Consider the following 17,543-nt stretch of genomic DNA (forward strand, 5'->3'; position numbering starts at 1 on the left):
ACCCTCTCATCATGAGCATCCAGACCGACGACTTCACGCCCGCGCCGCAGCAGGCCCGCCTGATCAGTGCACAACCCGCGTCGCCGAACGAGGACGCGATCGAGCGCGCGTTGCGTCCCAAGCTGCTCGACGAATACGTCGGCCAGGCCAAGGCTCGGGAACAGTTGGAGATCTTCATCGGCGCCGCGAAGAAGCGCCACGAAGCCCTCGATCACGTGCTGCTGTTCGGACCACCCGGGCTGGGCAAGACGACACTGAGCCACATCGTCGCAGCAGAACTGGGCGTCAACCTGCGCCAGACCAGCGGCCCGGTGCTGGAGAAGCCCAAGGACCTGGCGGCCATCCTGACCAATCTCGAGCGAAACGATGTCCTGTTCATCGACGAGATCCACCGGCTCTCGCCGGTCGTCGAGGAAATCCTCTATCCGGCACTGGAGGATTACCAGATCGACATCATGATCGGCGAAGGCCCGGCAGCCCGCTCGATCAAGCTCGACCTGCAGCCTTTCACGCTGGTGGGTGCGACCACGCGCGCCGGCATGCTGACCAATCCGCTGCGCGACCGCTTCGGTATCGTCGCGCGGCTGGAGTTCTACACCGCCGACGAATTGCGGCGCATCGTGACACGATCCGCTTCGCTGCTCGGCGCGCCGATCGATCCGGAGGGAGCGCTCGAAGTCGCGCGCCGTTCGCGCGGCACGCCGCGTATCGCCAACCGCCTGTTGCGCCGCGTCCGCGATTACGCCGACGTCAAGGCCGACGGCACCATCACCCGCACGATTGCGGAAAAGGCGCTGGCAATGCTGGACGTCGATCCTCTGGGCTTCGACCTGATGGACCGCAAATTGCTGGAGGCGGTGGTGCACCGCTTCGACGGTGGGCCGGTGGGGCTGGACAATGTTGCCGCAGCCATCGGCGAAGAACCCGGCACCATCGAGGACGTGATCGAGCCCTACCTGATCCAGCAGGGCTTCCTGCAGCGCACGCCGCGCGGGCGGATCGCGACGCTGGCGGCATATCGCCATCTCGGCGTAGCGCCTCCAAAGCAGGCGGGGCAGTTGTTCGACCTCGAATGAATGCGCCAGGCTCGCAGGCAACGGGTCTGTAGTCATCGTTGCAACAACGAAAAAGGCGCTCCGAAGAGCGCCTTTCTGCTTCGTGATCCGGAGATCAGAAGTTGTGGCGGATGCCCAGGGCGAACGAGTTCAGGTCGTTGACCTTGTTCGCGGTGGTCGCGTCCACGGCGGTGTAGAACGCGTAGACCTTGGTGCGCTTGCTCAGGTTGTAGTTGTAGGCCAGCGTGTATTGCTTGCCACCGTTACGACCGTTGTTGAACGAGTAAGCGCCGGCCTTGGTGCCACCGACGTTCAGGTGGAATTCAGACTGGCCCAGCGTGTACATCACAGCCGCGCGGCCGATCCAACGCGAATCCTTGGCGCCCGGCGATTGCGGCGTGCCCGACTCTTCACGCTGCGCGTAGCCACCGAACGTGAAAGCGCCCAGTTCATACAGGCCGCGGATGGCGTATTGCTTGGCGCTGCCTTGCTTGCTGTAGCCAGCACCCAGGTGCATCGGGCCTTGGTCGTAGTTCAGAGCGACGTCGTAGCCGCGCGGATCGACGCCTTCACCGGCATGCAGCGTGAACTCGCCGTTGAAGCCGCTGATGTTCGGGGTGAAGTAGCCGACCTTGTTGGTCTGCGTGAAGCCGGCGCCGGAGTACAGCTTGTCTTCCGACGTGCCGGTGTCGTGGTTGTGCATCGACACATAGTCGGCCGTGGCGTAGTACGAGCCGGGGGTCCAGCGGCCCAGGCGGATCGCGCCGAATTCGCCGGCCAGTTGCACGCTGGCTTCACGGTTCCAGAACGCCGAATTGGTCTGGCGACCGTCGTCCGAGTTCAGACCGTGTTCCAGTGCGAAGCTCGCCTTCAGACCGCTGCCCAGGTCTTCCGTGCCCTTGAAGCCCAGACGCGAGTTGTTGTTGATCACCGAGGCGACACGGTCGGCATTGCCGGTCTTGATGCTTTCCACCGAGGTGTTGATACGGCCCCAGAGCGTGACGGAGCTCTGCGCGAACACGGGAGCGGAAAGGGCCGCGATGGCCGCAGCGAATGCAATCTTTTTCATACCCACCTTCATCCAGTTGGAGGTTTCAGCCGGTCTGGCTCAATGGCTTTACTGCAAGGTGTGCGGAGTATAGAAGTGCGTTGCACGCACCCATAACGCCCGACGCAAAATTGCAACAGTTCCCCGTTAGGGGTGAACCAGAGGGTCCGCGGGTGATAACAGGCGCGCCGTCAGCACCTGCCCCGCCAGCAGTCCCGCAAGCACGGCGATCTGCTCGACCGGGCCGAGCCGATGGGCGTTCCAGAGGAACAGCGCCACCGCCCCAAGCAGCAGCAGGAACATCGCGCCCGCCGCCCAGGCGTGCGAGGACACGACTTTCGGGTCGAACAGCGGCCTTCCGTGCGGGTCGAATCCGGGCGCTATGCGAGCGCCGATGCCCGGTTCCCAATGTGCCGGCTCCCACCACAGGCGTAGCTTGTCCCGCCAGCGCGGCGTGCGTCGCGTCTTGTTCAGCAACTTGGCATAGACCTGCACGTTGGCCGTCCAAGGGTTCCAGCTCTGCAGCGCGTCGCGGGTGCCGTAGACACAGGGTTCGCGGTCCAGCTCTTCCTCGAAGCTCCCGAACATCCGGTCCCAGATGATGAGGATTCCGCCGTAGTTGCGATCAAGATAGGGATCGTTGACAGCGTGATGCACACGATGATTGGACGGCGAGCAGAACCAGCGGTCGAACCATCCGAGCTTGCCGATCTGCTGCGTATGCACCCAGAACTGGTACAGCAGATCGACCAGGGCGACGACCGCGTAGACCAGCGGCGGAAACCCGAGGATCGCCATCGGCATGTAGAAGAGCCAACCGACGAGCCAGCCACTGCCGGTCTGGCGCAGCGCGGTGGACAGGTTGTAGTCTTCGCTCTGGTGATGGACGACGTGCGCGGCCCACAACAGCGCCGTCGTGTGGCCGAGCCGGTGGTGCCAGTAGTAGAGGAAGTCATACAGCAGCAGTCCGAGAAGCCAGACCCACCAGGCACTCGCATCCAGCCGGGTCAGCGCCGCGCGCTCGAACACCCACGTGTAGATGCCCAGCGTGAAGAGCTTGGTCAGCACCCCCACCACCTGGCTCAGCATGCCGAGCGCGATGCTGCTCACCGCGTCGTTGAGTCGATAGGTATTGCGGCCGCGCCGCAGGCCGATCCAGTACTCGAGCCCGATCAGGGCGAAGAACACCGGCGTTGCCAGCACGATGATCTGTGCGTCAGTCATGTGTCTCCTCGATGAGCGCTCGATACGGCGCTTCTGTCGATGTGCGCGCGGCTACCGGCCCTCGTGGGGACCCGGCGATCCCGCGATCAGGCTTTGGCGGTCGCCGTCGCGACGGGCATGAAGCCCGGCACGCCGGGATCATCCAGCGTCAGTCCTTGCAGATGCTGATCGTCGTTCCATCCAACCAGACTGAATCCTTGCGGCGAATGCAGCAGCCGATTGACGCTCGTGTTGCCCAGCACCCAGCTGCGAGGCGCCTGCAGGTCGATGCGAGTCGCGGCACGGTACAGGCAGTCCATCACACCGCCGTGCGCGACGATCGCAATCGTCTGCCCCGCATGCGACGAGGCCAGTTCCGACACGACGGCAATGCAACGCGCGTAGAGCGCGGTCAGACTCTCGCCGCCAGGCGGCTCGAAGTCGGGATCACGCCGACGCCAGCGCAGGGCGTCCTCAGGGAATCCGGCCTCGATCTCGGTCCACAGCTTGCCCTCGTGGATGCCGAAAGCGCGCTCCCGCAGGCGTTCATCGAGGTGTACCTCGAGTCCGTGCGGCGACGCCAGATGCCGGGCCGTCACCGCGGCGCGATCCAGGTCGCTCGCGTAGACGGCGTCGATCGGATGGTCCGCCAGAGCGGCACCGAGCCGCTCAGCCTGACGCTCGCCCAGCGCGTTCAGCGGGAGGTTCAGATGGCCTTGCAGACGACCTTCCCGGTTCCACGCGGTCTCGCCGTGCCGGATGGCCAGAATCAGGGTCGAGTCCACTCAGACGCCCCAGACCACGTCCGCGTTGGCCGCTTGCGCGGCGCGCATCAGCTCCAGCAACGGCCACAAGCGCTGGCGCAGCGTGACCTCGGGCTTGGGCGGCGGCTTGCGCCCGTCGGCCTGGGCCTCCTCGGCGGCACGATCCAGCGCGCCCTGCTCTTCGGCGATCGCGGCTTCTCCCTGTGAAATCAGGGTGGGCAGATCCGACGCCTGGAAGATCCCCTGCGGCGCAGGCCCGCGGCCCAGGGCCTGCAGTGCTTGATCGCCATGGGCGGCCAACATGATGACGTCAGCCCCTGCCTTTGACTTGAACTTGTACAGCATGCGTGTCTCCCGGCCGCCGACGACGGCCATCGGTGCATTGTGCCGCCCTCGCTCAGGAGGCAGTGGAGAGGTCTCTCGACACCGCGCCACCCGCACCCCGGGTCGATCCCGATGCGCGTCAAGCGTGGCCAGGATCAGCCGCCGCGCAGCAGATGCACGGAGGCCCGGGCGGTGCGCGGCGTTCCGGACGCCTGTTCGCGCGTCAGTTTCCCGGCCTCGGCCTGCGCGGCGATCTGGGCTTGACGCTCCTCGAAGGCGCGCGTTTCCAGCGCCGGCGCGCACAGGAAACCCTGGTACTCATGGCAACCGCAACGGGCCAGGAAGTCACGTTGCGCTTCGGTCTCGACGCCCTCGGCGATCACCTTCAGATGGAGCGCGCGCCCCATCTGCACGATCGCGTTGACGATGCCGGCGTCGCTGGCATCCCCTGGCAGTCCCTTCACGAAACTCCGGTCGATCTTGAGGCGCTGGATCGGGAAGCGCTTCAGATAACCCAGGCTGGAATAGCCGGTGCCGAAATCGTCGATCGCCATGAGCACACCCAGCTCCGACAGTGACTCCATCCGATGCAACGCCTCTTCGGCATCGCGCAGCAGGACGGATTCCGTGAGTTCCAACTCCAACAGCGACGGCGGCAGGTCGTAGGCACGCAGGGCTTGCGCAACCTGCTCGACGAACTGCGCCTGCTGGAACTGCAACGCCGACACGTTGACCGCCACCGGCACGCGCAGCCCCTTCTGGAGCCAGGCCGCCGCTTGCGCCACGGCCTGTTGCAGAACCCATTGGCCAATCGCGACGATGAATCCGCTCTCCTCGGCCACCGGGATGAACTCGGATGGCGGCACGTCGCCGCGCAGCGGATCGCGCCAGCGGATCAGCGCCTCCGCGCCGACGAGTTCACCGGTCTCCAGCGAGACTTGCGGCTGGAAGTGCAGGCGGAACTCATGCTCTTGCAAGGCCTGTCGCATGGCATGGTCCAGCCGCATGCGCGACAGCAGGTCCACGTCCTTGCGCGGCTGATGGAAGCGGAAGGCGCTGCGGCCGCTCTCCTTGACCCAATGCATCGCGCGCTCGGCGCTGGCCAGCAGTTCCTCCGCACTGGCGCCGTCGCCGGGGAATAGGGCGATGCCCGTACTGCAGGTGACCGTGAAGCTCAGCGTATCGAAGCAGAACGGCCGAGACATCGCCTCCTGGACGCGACGCGCAGCGTGCTCGGCGCCGCGGGCGTCTGCCTGGTGGATCAGCAGTGCAAACTCATCGCCGTCAAGCCGCGCGACGGTGTCGACCTCGCGCAGCGACTCCTTCAATCGCAGCGCGACTTCCTTCAGGACGCGGTCGCCATAGGAGTGGCCCAGCGTGTCGTTGATCTGCTTGAAGCGGTCGAGGTCGACGTTGAGCAGTGCGAACGGTGTCGTTTCGCGGCGGGCCATGGCCTGTGCGTAGTCGACGCGTTCCATCAACGCACGTCGGTTCGGCAGCCCCGTGAGCATGTCGTTGTGCGACAGCTCCTCGATGCGCTGGTGTGCGGCGAGCTTCTCGCTGAGGTCGCGGAACGAGTAGACACGCCCGATCGGCCGGCCCCGGCTCCATTGCGGCAGCGACACGCGCTCGAGCACGCGACCGTCGATCAGCTTCAGGTTGTCGCTGGTGTGCAGCAGCGGCGATTCCTGGATGGCGCCGAGCCGCATCGCATAGGCGGCGCCATCGACCACGCTCCGGCGCATCCACGCCTGGACGGCGTCGTCGTTGCGGTCGTTGAGCAGGTCCTCGGGGATCCCCCACAGCGACGCCAGCCGCTGGTTGAAGCTGCGGATCCGGCCTGCCAGGTCCGTCACCAGGATGCCGTCCGCGGTCGATTCGAGCGTGGCGCGCAATTCAGCGAGCAGCGTCTCCCGCTCCTCGTCATGCTGGCGCTGCAGGGTCTGGTCGCGCATCGCGATCAGCCACAGACCGTCGCCCTGCGACTGCGCGACATGGCTGATGCGGCGGGAGATCCACAGCATGCGGCCATCGGCGTGGCGCATCATCGTGTCGGTGTGGAGGCTCTCGCGGCGACCGGTCGCGGCATCCATCCAGAACAACGCGTCCTCCGGCGTCGACGCCAGCGATTCGACGCTGCTTCCGATCAGGTCCTTGGCCTGCAATCCAAGCAGTTGCTGCGACGCGCGATTGACCGCAACGACGCAATGCGTGCGTGCGTCCACGAGCCATACCCCTTCCTGCAAGCCATCGATCAGCGGCAGGAACGCGGTATTGAACACCGCGGGAGATGCGGCGGGGGCTCGGGTCGGCAGATTCACGCAGCCATCTCCCCGGGGGGAGGCGGCGGCAGGGACATCGGGCCGGCAGACTCGAAGAAATAGGCGATGCGGCTACGCGGGCTGAGGTAGTCCAACGAAGCGCGCGGCAATTGCTGCGGCTTGACGCTGCGACGGATGCCGAGGTCGGGCAGTTCCTCCAGATTCAGCACCAGCGCCTCGTCGCGAGGCACCTTGGGGTCATGGACCATGACCTTGGGCTTGAGCGGCCGCGATGAATTGACGGCCACGACCAGCGCATAGCGATCGTCGGTCAGTTGCACCGCAGAACCCGGCGGGTATACGCCCATCATCCGGATGAAGGCGTTAAGCATGGTCGCATCGAAACGGCTGCGCCCCTGCGCGAACATCAGCGACAGCGCCTCGTGCGGCGTCATCGCCTTGGAGCTGAGCAGCGGATTGCACAGGCCGTCGAAGCGATTGACAAGCGCCACGATGCGGGCGCCGATGCTCATGCGGTCCGCGTTCAGACGTTGCGGGAACCCGCTGCCATCGGCGTGTTCATGATGCTGCGCAATGATCAGCAGCGGTCCGGCCCCCACGCCCATCTTCTGCCCAAGCACGACGCCCTTGGCGACGTGCTGCTGGTAGGCGGCCACCTCGGCGGCGGTGAAACTGTCGTCGCGATGGCGGAAACGGGCGGTCAGCTCCATCTTGCCGATGTCGTGGAGCAGAGCACCTTGCCCCAGGTCCAGCATCTCGTCTCGGCCCAGGCCGAAAGCCCGGCCCAGCAGCATCGCGATCACGGCGACGTTCAGCGCGTGCGCGGTGCCGCGGTCACCGGCGCCTTCATTGAGCAGGCGGATGTTGATGTCGCCCTCGACCAGCATCTTGTCCAGCAACGCGCGGGACAGCGCGGACGACCGGTCCCGCGCATCCGTCGGCTCACGGGGCACCAGATCCATCAGGTCGCGCAGGGCGGAAGCGGCTTCGGCGTACTGGCGCTCGCACAACAGCAGCGCGTCGCGCTGTTCGGCCAACAGGCGGCGATGGCGTTCGCGCACCTCGTCCTCGGCGCTGCGGGTTTCCTCGATGACGGTCGCCGCGGGCGCAAGCGCCGCCATCGGCGTCGCCTCCAGCGGCAGGTCGCTCTTGCCCGGACTCCAGCGCACCTGCTTCAGGCCCAGGCGGCGCAGGATCAGCAACTGCTCTTCCGAACTCAGCTTGAAGCTGCTCAGCGGAAAGGGATGCGACATCCAGCCGAGGTCGAGATGAATGAACATCCCCACTTTCAGCTGGTTCACATCGATGAGCGGGTCGGCCGATCTGTCCTTCATTCTTGTAGTTCCGCGTCCAGGTTCGGACGCCCTCGTCAGCAGCTTCGGCTGCGGAGGGGCGCAACTTAAATCAAAAGCGCGTCAACCGTACGGCGTTGCGCATGATCCAGGGGGGACCGTGCAACTTGTCACAGGTTTTTCCTGCGCCCCCCTATGATCCCCTGAACCTCGCATTCTCATAAAGATACAGGAGACTTTTCATGCACGCCTTCATCTGCGATGCGCAGCGCACCCCTTTCGGACGTTACGGCGGCGCCCTGTCGTCGATCCGCGCGGACGATCTGGGTTCGGTGCCGATCCAGGCCTTGATGGCGCGCCACCCGTCGCTGGACTGGGAAGCGCTGGACGACGTGTTCTACGGCTGCGCGAACCAGGCGGGTGAAGACAACCGCAACGTGGCGCGCATGTCCGCGCTGCTGGCGGGCCTGCCGATCGGCGTTCCCGGCGTGACGTTGAACCGGCTCTGCGGCTCTGGCATGGACGCTGTCGGAAGCGCCGCTCGGGCGATCCGCGCCGGCGAAGTCCACCTGATGATTGCCGGCGGCGTCGAGAGCATGAGCCGCGCCCCCTTCGTCATGCCCAAGGCGGAAACCGCCTTTGCTCGCACCAACGCCATTTACGACACCACCATCGGCTGGCGCTTCATCAATCCGAAGATGAAGGCACAGTACGGCGTCGATGCGATGCCGGAGACGGCGGAAAACGTCGCGGTCGACTTTGGTATCGAGCGCGAGGCGCAGGACCGCATGGCGCTGGCCAGCCAGACGAGAGCGCTGGCCGCGCAGCGCAGCGGCTTTTTCGACGCCGAAATCTGTCCGGTCACGATTCCCCAGAAAAAGGGCAACGCCGTTGTCGTGCGCCAGGACGAGCATCCGCGCGAAACCAGCCTGGAAGCGCTGGCCAAGCTCAAGGGCGTCGTCCGAGCGGACGGTAGCGTGACGGCCGGCAACGCGTCCGGGGTCAACGACGGCAGTTGCGCGCTGTTGATGGCCAGCGAATCGGCAGTCGCCCGTCACGGCCTGACCCCGCGAGCGCGCGTGCTGGGCATGGCGACGGCCGGCGTTGCGCCGCGCGTCATGGGCATTGGCCCCGCGCCCGCGACGCGCAAGGTCCTGGCTCAGGTCGGCCTTGCCCTGGAGCAGATGGACGTCATCGAATTGAACGAGGCCTTTGCCGCCCAGGGTTTGGCCGTGCTGCGCGACCTCGGCCTGCAGGACGACGATCCCCGAGTGAATCCCAACGGCGGTGCGATCGCGCTGGGCCACCCGCTCGGCGCCAGCGGCGCCAGATTGATCACGACGGCCATCAACCAGCTCCACCGCATCCAGGGCCGCTACGCGCTGTGCACGATGTGCATCGGGGTGGGCCAGGGCATCGCGATCGTCGTCGAGCGCGTCTGACCGTCTTGAGCGCCGGCACAGCCCGGCCCGTTGTCCCTCGTTCTTGGCGACGCCCGGTTCGTTGGGACGAGACGTGGACGCCAGCAATCGCCCAGGTTGTCCGACCTCATTTTGGTGCAACGCAGGCGCGCCAGGCACCATTGCGCCTGTTGTGCGGCCCATAGCCAAAGGTTGGGGGCATCAAAGAAATAGTCATGGGCGCACGTAGGACCACGTAGGCGCCAATCGCACATCGCATGTGATACTGACTTCGTTTGATGGCGCATACCGCTCATATATGTAGGTATGCGGTGACAAGCATGATGTCTGACTATTGACCGCCTGCTTAGCGACCACCGACCGCGGTTTCGCGCACCTTTTTCCCGCTGAACGCCCACGTACACTTCCTGATCCAGGCGGTGGGGCGTTCTGCGCAGAAAACGCACCAAATTGATGCACAAGCGTGCGATTTGCGGATAAAACATTTGCCCTGGCAAACATTCTTCACAGGGTTGTCCCTATAGTCGTGGACATCACCTGCTTACGCCCAGCAGATTTGGGCGTCAAACGCACGTCCTCCCTCCCCGCCATGTCCGCTGCACGAGCCCACGATGATGAACTGACCGCGATTCAAGCGGTCGTCCCCGCCCCTGATGCTGAAGTCCGTACCGGTCCGCTGAAGCGCGACCTGGTCGCCGGCCTGGAAAAGGGCCTGGCTGTGATCGAAGCCTTCGATCAGGAACGCCCCAGACTGACCATCAGCGAAGTCGCTGGCCGTACCGGCCTGACCCGCGCGGCCGCCCGCCGCTACCTGCTGACGCTGACCCACCTGGGCTTCGTCTCGCAGGACCGCAAGATGTTCGCGCTGACGCCGAAGGTGCTGCGCCTGGGCCAGAGCTACATGCACTCCGCCCGCCTGCCGCGCATCATCGAACCCGAGCTGCACAAGCTGGCGTACGCGATGAAGGAAGCTTCGTCGGCGGGCGTGCTCGACGGCAACGACGTGATCTGCATCTCGGCGACGAGCGCGGGCCGCGTGGTGTCCCCGACGCTGCAACCGGGCACCCGCGTGCCGGCCTACTGCACCGGCAACGGCCGCGTGCTGCTGGCGGCGCAGCCGCAGGCGGAAGTCGACGCCTTCATCGCCCGCCAGGAACTGACCGCGCTGACCCCGCACACGATCACGCATCCGGAACGCCTGCGCATCGAGATCGCCCGCGCCCGCGCCCAGGGTTATGCGCTGATCGACCAGGAGCTGGAGCAAGGCCTGCGCTCGGTGGCCGTGCCCTTGAAGAACTACAAGGGCGACACCGTCGCCGCGATGGCCATCAGCGTGCATGCGACCCGCATGAGCATGGAGCAGATGGTCGAGCACTGCCTGCCGCCGCTGCTGCAGGCGCAGGCTCACCTGCGCATGCTGCTCTGAGGCTTCAGGGCAGGTATCAGGAGCGCCCAGGCGCCAATGAGAAAGCGACCCGAGGGTCGCTTTTTTCATGCATGGATCCCCCGCCCTGACGGACGGGGGCCATCGCTTCAGGCCCACAGGCGCTGTCGCAACAGCGGGCTGATGCGGTAGCGCTCGCTGCGATACGCATCGAAGAGTCCGTCCAGCGCGTCGACGATGACCGGCGCACCGAGCAACGCCAGCCATTCGAAGGGCCCAGCCGGATAGTTGACGCCGAGCTTCATCGCCGTATCGGCGCCGGTCTCGTCGCAGACACCTTGCCAGACCGCGTCGGCGCCTTCATTGACGAGCATCGCGATCGTCCGCGCCACGGCAAGTCCTGGCACGTCGCGCAGCACCAGCGGCTCCCAGCCGAGGGCGCGCAGCAGCACGTCGGCGCGCGTCCGCGAGCCCGCCTCGACGCGCGGCGCAAACGCGATGGCCAGGCCGTCGATGCGGTCCGGCGCCAGCGGCCAGTCGATCACCGCCAGGCCCGGCTGGTTGCGCTCATGTGCCAGCTGTGCGGCGCAACGTCCCCGCGTGAAGTGCAACTGCAGCCCCTCGATGGCCATGCCCTGCCAGTCCGCTGCCAGATCGCGCTCGAACTCGACGCCGCGCGTCATCATCCAGTCGCCGAGCCCGTCGACCAACGGCCCCTGCCCCGCCAGCGTGACCACGCCGACATCCTCGTCGACGGGGGCCACCGGCGGCGTCACGGCGGGCACGCCCTTGTAGAAGCCCTTGCCGGATTTGCGTCCCAGCCGGCCGCCGTCGACCAGCGCCTTCTGCACCAGCGACGGCTGATAGCGCTTGTCGCCGAAGTTGGCCTCGAACACCGACTGCGTCACCAGGTAGTTGGTGTCGTGTCCGATCAGGTCCATCAATTCGCACGGCCCCATGCGGAACCCTGCGCTGCGCAGCGCGCGGTCCAGCTGCGCGGGTGAACCGGCCTGCTCCTGCAGCAGTGCGAGCGTCTCGGCATAGTAGGGACGCGCGATCCGGTTGACGATGAACCCCGGCGTCGACTTCGCGTGCACCGGCGTCTTGCCCCAGCGGCGCGACAGCTGTTCGATCGCCTGCGCGGCGGACGGGTCCGTCTCCGCGCCCCAGACGACCTCGACCAGCTTCATCATCGGCACCGGATTGAAGAAGTGCATGCCGACCAGGCGACGCGGTGTCGCCATCCCGTTGGCCAGCGCGGTGAGGCTGATCGACGAGGTGTTCGACGCGATGAGCGCGTCGGGCGGCAGGAGCGCGTCGAGCTCGCGCAGCAGCGCCTGCTTGGGCTCGAGCTTCTCGACGATCACCTCGATCACGAGCGCCGCGCCCGTCAGGTCCGCGGCCGCGGCGGCAGGCGAGAGCCGCCCCATCGCCGCGTCGCGCTCGGCCGCGTCCATTCGGCCCTTCGTCACCAGCCCGTCCAGCGCCTTGCCGATCTGCGCGATCGCCGCTTCGGCGGCGCCTTCGCGCAGGTCCATCAGTTGCACCGGGTGGCCGGCTTGCGCCGCCACCTGCGCGATGCCCGCGCCCATCACGCCCGCGCCGATCACCGCCACGGGCGCCTGTGCCGCCTCGGCCGCCGCGATGCGCCAGGATCCTGTCGATTTCGTCATGGCTGTCTCCGTGTCTTCCTGTTCAATCCTGGTTCGGAACCCAGGCGGCGGGCCGCTTGGCGAGGAACGCGGCAAAGCCCTCCTTCGCCTCGGCGCCCATGCGCACGCGGGCGATGGTCAGTGCCGTCAGTTCGCGCACCTCGGCGCTCACCGGGCCCACTTCGAGGTGGGAGAACAAGGTCTTGATCTCCGCCTGCGCCAAGGGGCCGTTCATCACCAGTTCCGCGATCCAGCGCTCGACGGCGCCCTCGAGCCCGCCGGCGGCGTCGCTCTCGACGACCTCATGCAGCATGCCGATCCTCAGCGCCTCGGCGGCCGGAATGCGGCTGGCGGTCAGCGCGAGCCGGCGCGCCTCGCGCGGGCCGACAGCGTTGATCACGTAGGGGCCGATCACCGAGGGCAGGATACCGAAGCGGGCCTCGCTGACAGCGAACTGCGCACCGGCCGCGGCGACGGCGATGTCGCAGGCCAGTGTCAGCCCGACGCCGCCGCCCAGCGCCACGCCGTGGACCTTCGCGATCGTCGGTTTCGGGCAGCGGGCGATGCGGTCGAGCATGCCGGCGAATCGGCGCGCGTCCTCGACGTTCCAGTCCTGCGTCGCTTCGGACGCACGCTTCATCCACTGGAGATCGGCACCCGCGCTGAACGCCTTGCCCGAGCCTTCCAGCACGATGACCCGCACGCCCGGATCCTCGCCAAGGCGCCCGAAGGCTGCATCGAGGTCCGCGATCATGGCTTCGTCAAAGGCGTTGAACACCTCGGGCCGGTTCATCGTCACGCGGGCCACGCCCCGTGCATCGGTCGTTATCTGCAGGGTCTCCACGATGCTGTCTCCGTTGTGATCGACGGAGTATCGCAGCCCGACCGGTCGGTCGAAAAAGAACCGACGTCCCTTCAGTCCCGCCAGACTTCCTCGACCAGTTCCCGCACGGCGGTCAGCGCGTGCTCCTCGGGGCCTTCCTTCTGCAGCCAGCACAGCCAGGTCTCGTCCTGCCAGTGCGGCCAGATGCGCAGTTCGCCGGCCTCCACGGCGGCCTGCGCCTGGTCGAGCCGGAGAATCGCCGCGCCGAGCCCGCTCGCGACCATGCCGCGCACGGCGGATTCGGTCTCGGCCATCAGGCTGTGCGGCGGCTCGCGGCCGGCGCTCTGGAACAGCCGTTCCGCCGCGGCGCGCAGGCCGCAGACCACCGGCGTGCCGATCCAGGGCAGTGACAGCAGCGCGTCCCGCGAGACCGGCCAGTCGCGGTCGGCGAAGCGGCGTGGCACCGCGATCGCGAGTTCCATCCGCCGCAGACGATTGACGATGAGGCCTTCCGCGGTCTCGTTGTCGTGCAGCACGTAGGCGCAATCGACCTCACCCCGCCGCAGCGCCTGCACGCTCTGCAGCGACAGGCGCTGCATCAGCTGCAGGCCGATGCCGGGATGACGCTCCGCCAGCTTGACCAGCACGTCCCCCAGGCGCAGCGAGATCGGGTCGCTGACCGTGCCCATGCGCAGCACGCCCTGCACATCGCCCCGGATCTGCGCGGCAGCGTGCCGCAGTCGCTGTGCCGCATCCAGCGTGCGGCGAGCCTCCTCGGCGAGCTTCTCCCCGGCGGACGTCAGCGTCATGCCGCGCGAACTGCGCTCGAACAGCTGGACGCCGAGTTCCTCCTCCAGCGCCTTGATCTGCGCGCTGACGGCGGGCACGGACGTGAACACCTTCTCCGCGGCGCGGGTCAGGTTGCGTTCGGCCACGACGGCCAGAAAGCTCTTCAGCTGGTACAGCTCCATGGGACCGCATTCTGACAAGCCGCCGCGGGACCGTTGTTCACATTCTCGGAACGCGTGTTCCAAAGATGCGCATAGACCCCGCGCGAGGCGGCGCCCAGACTTCCCTCCCATCGAAGTCTTGCGAAAGCGAAGGGCGCCATGAGCCTCTCCAATCCCTATGCCGCCACCGTCGCGATGCTGTTCGCGGCGGTCTCGTGGGGCAGCCTGTTCCTCGTCGGCAAGCCGGTGCTGAGCCGGCTCGATCCCATCTGGTTCACGGCGGTGCGCTACCTGCTCGCGGGCATCGGCATGACGCTGCTGGTCGTCTTCTTCGGCGAACGGCCCTGGGCCAAGCTCCGCGCCCATTGGGGAACGCTGACGCGCTACGGCGTGCTGGGCTACGGTTTCTTCGGCATCCTCGTGCTGGAAGGGCTGAAGCTCTCGCTGCCCTCGCACGGTGCGGTGCTCATGGCCACGATGCCGATGACGACGATCCTGCTGCGCTGGCTGCTCGACGGCCAGCGGCCGGGACTGGGCGTGGCCGGCGCGGCGGTGCTGGCGCTCAGCGGCGTCATCCTCGTCTCCGGCGTGCTGGGGCGCACCGACGGTCCGCCGCACATGCTGCTGGGCGACGCGCTGACGCTGCTGGGCACGGTCGGCTGGGTGCTCTACACGCGGGGCGCGGCCAAGGTGCCGGACCTCAGCCCGCTCGAATACACCGGCCTGACGGCCATCGCGGCACTGCCGTGGCAGGTCGCGTTCGCGGTCGTCGCGACGGCCGGCGGCTGGATAGCCGCCCCGGCCTGGGAAGACCTGACCCCGGTCGCGCCCCACCTGGTCTACATCGCGGCCGTCCCCACGGTGGCGGCCGTGGTGGCCTTCAACTTCGGCGTGCGGCAGCTGGGGGCCTCGCGTGGGACCCTGTTCCTGAACGGCGTGCCGGTGTCGGCGCTGCTGATGAGCGTCGCGCTGGGCCAGCACCCGGCGATGCAGGAATGGATGGGCGCGGCGCTTGTCATCGCGGCGCTCACGTTGAGCACGCGGTCGTCGACCCCGGCAACAACGGCCACCGCGACACGGGCTGGCGGCGACGCCGCAACGGGAAACGGCGCCGCCGGTAAAGCGGAGGTAAAGGCCGGGGCGCTGGCGACCACCGGCGGGCGCTGCCCAGCCACTTGAAACGCCTCCCGACAAGCTGGAAAGCCCCGGTGCGACGGGCGCCACAGGCGGCCTCATGCCTTTTGTCATGGGGCTGTCTTCTGGCATAGGCTGGCGGCCTCGTCGGGCCCGGCCCGCGCTCAAGAGCTGCTTGCGATGAAGAATGCCCTCCGCCTCACCACCCTCGCCCTGCTGATGCAGCTGGGCGGCTTCGCGATGGCGGCCCAGCCGCAGTCGGGCCTGGACCTCAAGGGCTACGACAAGACCGTCCGCCCTCAGGACGATCTCTTCCGCGCCGCCAACGGCCACTGGCTCTCGACCACCGAGATCCCCGCGGACAAGTCCTCCTACGGGGCCTTCCATCAGCTGGCGGACCTCTCCGACAAGCGGGCGCGCGCCATCATCGAGGACCTCTCGAAGAAGAAAGCCAAGGCCGGCACCGTCGAGCAGAAGATCGGCGACTACTACGCCGCCTACATGAACACTGCGGCGATCGACAAGGCCGGCCTCGCGCCGGTGAAGCCGCTGCTGGACAGCATCGCCGCGATCCAGACGCGCGAGCAGCTGGCCACCTGGCTGGGCGCGCAGACCGGCGTCGTCGACCTGCCCGTGCCGCTGGGCATCGAGGCCGACTACCAGGACCCCACCATCAACCGCCTGCAGACCTGGCAGGGCGGCCTCGGCCTGCCGGACCGCGACTACTACCTGAAGAAGGACGACGAGCGCCTGGGCAAGGCCCGCGGCGCCTACGTCGACTACCTGCAGACGCTCGCGAAGGCGGCCGGCATCGCCGATCCGGCTGGCAGCGCGCAGCGCGTGCTGGCGCTCGAGGAGCGCCTGGCGCAAGTGCAATGGGACAAGGTCGAACTGCGCGATCCGCAGAAGACCTACAACCCGATGACGCCGGCCGAGCTGGCGCAGAAGGCCCCGGGCTTCGACTGGAACGCCTTCTTCACCGCCGCGTCCCTGCCGGGCCTGGACAAGCTCTCGGCCTCGCAGCCCAGCTACCTGACGGGCGCCGCCAAGATCCTGGGTGAGGCGTCGCTCGACGACCTCAAGCTCTACCTGACCTTCCGCACCATCGACGCCAACGCCTCGACGCTGCCCAAGGCCTACCGCGACGCGCACTTCGCCTTCCACGGCGCGGCGCTGACCGGCGCGAAGAGCCAACTGCCGCGCTGGCAGCAGGCCGTGGGCAACGTCAACGGCGCCCTGGGCGAAGCCGTCGGCGAGGTCTACGTCAAGCGCCACTTCCCCGCGGCCGACAAGGCGCGCATGGTGCAGCTGGTCAACAACCTGCTGGCCTCGTACAAGGAGTCCATCGACAAGCTGAGCTGGATGACGCCCGCGACCAAGGCGCAGGCGCAGGACAAGCTGTCGAAGTACATGGTGAAGATCGGCTATCCCGACGTCTGGCGCGACTACGGCGCGCTGGAAGTGAAAGCCGGCGATCCGGTGGGCAACAACCTGCGGGCCTCGACCTTCGAGTGGAAGCGCCAGGCCGCCAAGGCCAGCAAGCCAGTGGACCGCCGCGAATGGCTGATGACGCCGCAGACGGTCAACGCGTACTACAACCCGACGCTCAACGAGATCGTCTTCCCGGCCGCGATCCTGCAGCCGCCCTTCTACAACACGAAGGCGGACGACGCGGTGAACTACGGTGCCATCGGCGCGGTGATCGGCCATGAGATCAGCCACGGCTTCGACGACCAGGGCAGCCAGTTCGATGGTGACGGCAAGCTGCGCAACTGGTGGACCGACGACGACCGCAAGGCCTTCGACGCCATCGGCAACAAGCTGGTCGCCCAGTACGAAGGCTACGAGCCCATCGCCGGCAAGCACCTCAACGGCAAGCTGACGCTGGGCGAGAACATCGCCGACCTCTCCGGCCTGCAGATCGCCTACAAGGCCTACCTGCGCTCCCTGGGCGGCAAACCCGCGCCGGTGATCGACGGCTACACGGGCGAGCAGCGCTTCTTCATGGGCTGGTCGCAGGCGTGGCGCGAGAAGGCGCGTGACGAGCGCAAGCTGCAACTCCTGACGATCGATCCGCACTCGCCGCCGGAGTTCCGTGCCAACGGCGCCGCCGTCAACCATGATGGTTTCCACGAGGCCTTCAAGACCAAGCCGGGCGACAAGATGTTCAAGTCCAGCGAGGACCGCATCCGGATCTGGTAAGACCTGACC

The 17,543-nt window shown here is 67.1% G+C and carries 14 protein-coding genes; 5 read left to right on the plus strand and 9 right to left on the minus strand.

All coding sequences use genetic code 11. The features are described from left to right. Nucleotides 1-11 precede the first annotated feature (11 nt). Nucleotides 12-1,076: a Holliday junction branch migration DNA helicase RuvB gene (gene ruvB / locus AC07OZ_RS28540; protein WP_495470399.1), complete on the plus strand. Its 1,065-nt coding sequence runs from the start codon at nt 12-14 to the stop codon at nt 1,074-1,076. 94 nt (nt 1,077-1,170) lie between these two features. On the opposite strand, the gene AC07OZ_RS28545 is transcribed toward ruvB, so the two are convergent. The 6 genes from AC07OZ_RS28545 to AC07OZ_RS28570 all read right to left on the minus strand — a co-directional run bounded on the left by AC07OZ_RS28545 (nt 1,171) and on the right by AC07OZ_RS28570 (nt 8,010). Beyond that, nucleotides 1,171-2,124 (minus strand): porin, encoded by a 954-nt coding sequence (locus AC07OZ_RS28545; RefSeq protein ID WP_495470400.1) that lies wholly within the window; start codon nt 2,122-2,124, stop codon nt 1,171-1,173. A 126-nt stretch (nt 2,125-2,250) separates the two neighbouring features. Beyond that, nucleotides 2,251-3,327 (minus strand): sterol desaturase family protein, encoded by a 1,077-nt coding sequence (locus tag AC07OZ_RS28550; protein ID WP_495470401.1) that lies wholly within the window; start codon nt 3,325-3,327, stop codon nt 2,251-2,253. A gap of 86 nt (nt 3,328-3,413) precedes the next feature. After that, the gene (locus AC07OZ_RS28555; protein WP_495470402.1) at nt 3,414-4,091 is read right to left on the minus strand and encodes a histidine phosphatase family protein; all 678 of its coding nucleotides are present in this window, start codon (nt 4,089-4,091) and stop codon (nt 3,414-3,416) included. After that, entirely contained in the window at nt 4,092-4,415 is a 324-nt protein-coding gene (locus tag AC07OZ_RS28560; protein WP_495470403.1) for a DUF1840 domain-containing protein, read from the minus strand. Nucleotides 4,416-4,549: 134 nt separating this feature from the next. Next, the gene (locus AC07OZ_RS28565) at nt 4,550-6,715 is read right to left on the minus strand and encodes a putative bifunctional diguanylate cyclase/phosphodiesterase (RefSeq protein ID WP_495470404.1); all 2,166 of its coding nucleotides are present in this window, start codon (nt 6,713-6,715) and stop codon (nt 4,550-4,552) included. After that, nucleotides 6,712-8,010, minus strand: coding sequence for an HD-GYP domain-containing protein (locus AC07OZ_RS28570; protein WP_495470405.1), 1,299 nt, complete (start codon nt 8,008-8,010; stop codon nt 6,712-6,714). The genes AC07OZ_RS28565 and AC07OZ_RS28570 overlap by 4 nt, the downstream gene beginning before the upstream one ends. Before the next feature lie 200 nt (nt 8,011-8,210). Between AC07OZ_RS28570 and pcaF the strand changes: the two genes are divergently transcribed. Both pcaF and AC07OZ_RS28580 read left to right on the plus strand, forming a co-directional pair. After that, on the plus strand, nt 8,211-9,410 hold the full coding sequence (gene pcaF, locus AC07OZ_RS28575) for a 3-oxoadipyl-CoA thiolase (RefSeq protein WP_495470406.1): 1,200 nt from the start codon (nt 8,211-8,213) through the stop codon (nt 9,408-9,410). Nucleotides 9,411-9,978: 568 nt separating this feature from the next. Further along, entirely contained in the window at nt 9,979-10,815 is an 837-nt protein-coding gene (locus tag AC07OZ_RS28580; protein ID WP_495470407.1) for an IclR family transcriptional regulator domain-containing protein, read from the plus strand. Nucleotides 10,816-10,922: 107 nt separating this feature from the next. On the opposite strand, the gene AC07OZ_RS28585 is transcribed toward AC07OZ_RS28580, so the two are convergent. The 3 genes from AC07OZ_RS28585 to AC07OZ_RS28595 all read right to left on the minus strand — a co-directional run bounded on the left by AC07OZ_RS28585 (nt 10,923) and on the right by AC07OZ_RS28595 (nt 14,219). After that, a complete protein-coding gene (locus AC07OZ_RS28585; RefSeq protein ID WP_495470408.1) occupies nt 10,923-12,446 on the minus strand; it encodes a 3-hydroxyacyl-CoA dehydrogenase in 1,524 nt (507 codons plus the stop codon). Nucleotides 12,447-12,468: 22 nt separating this feature from the next. After that, nucleotides 12,469-13,218 carry an enoyl-CoA hydratase-related protein gene (locus AC07OZ_RS28590; protein WP_495470448.1) on the minus strand — a complete coding sequence of 250 codons (750 nt, stop codon included), beginning with the start codon at nt 13,216-13,218 and terminating at the stop codon, nt 12,469-12,471. A 122-nt stretch (nt 13,219-13,340) separates the two neighbouring features. Then, a complete protein-coding gene (locus AC07OZ_RS28595; protein WP_495470409.1) occupies nt 13,341-14,219 on the minus strand; it encodes a LysR family transcriptional regulator in 879 nt (292 codons plus the stop codon). A gap of 138 nt (nt 14,220-14,357) precedes the next feature. On the opposite strand from AC07OZ_RS28595, the gene AC07OZ_RS28600 reads away from it, so the two are divergent. Continuing rightward, complete coding sequence (locus AC07OZ_RS28600; RefSeq protein ID WP_495470410.1) at nt 14,358-15,377, plus strand: DMT family transporter; 1,020 nt, start codon at nt 14,358-14,360, stop codon at nt 15,375-15,377. Nucleotides 15,378-15,512: 135 nt separating this feature from the next. After that, on the plus strand, nt 15,513-17,534 hold the full coding sequence (locus AC07OZ_RS28605; protein WP_495470411.1) for a M13 family metallopeptidase: 2,022 nt from the start codon (nt 15,513-15,515) through the stop codon (nt 17,532-17,534). Nucleotides 17,535-17,543 lie beyond the last annotated feature (9 nt).

The organism is Roseateles sp. GW821-FHT09G03 (assembly GCF_059416045.1).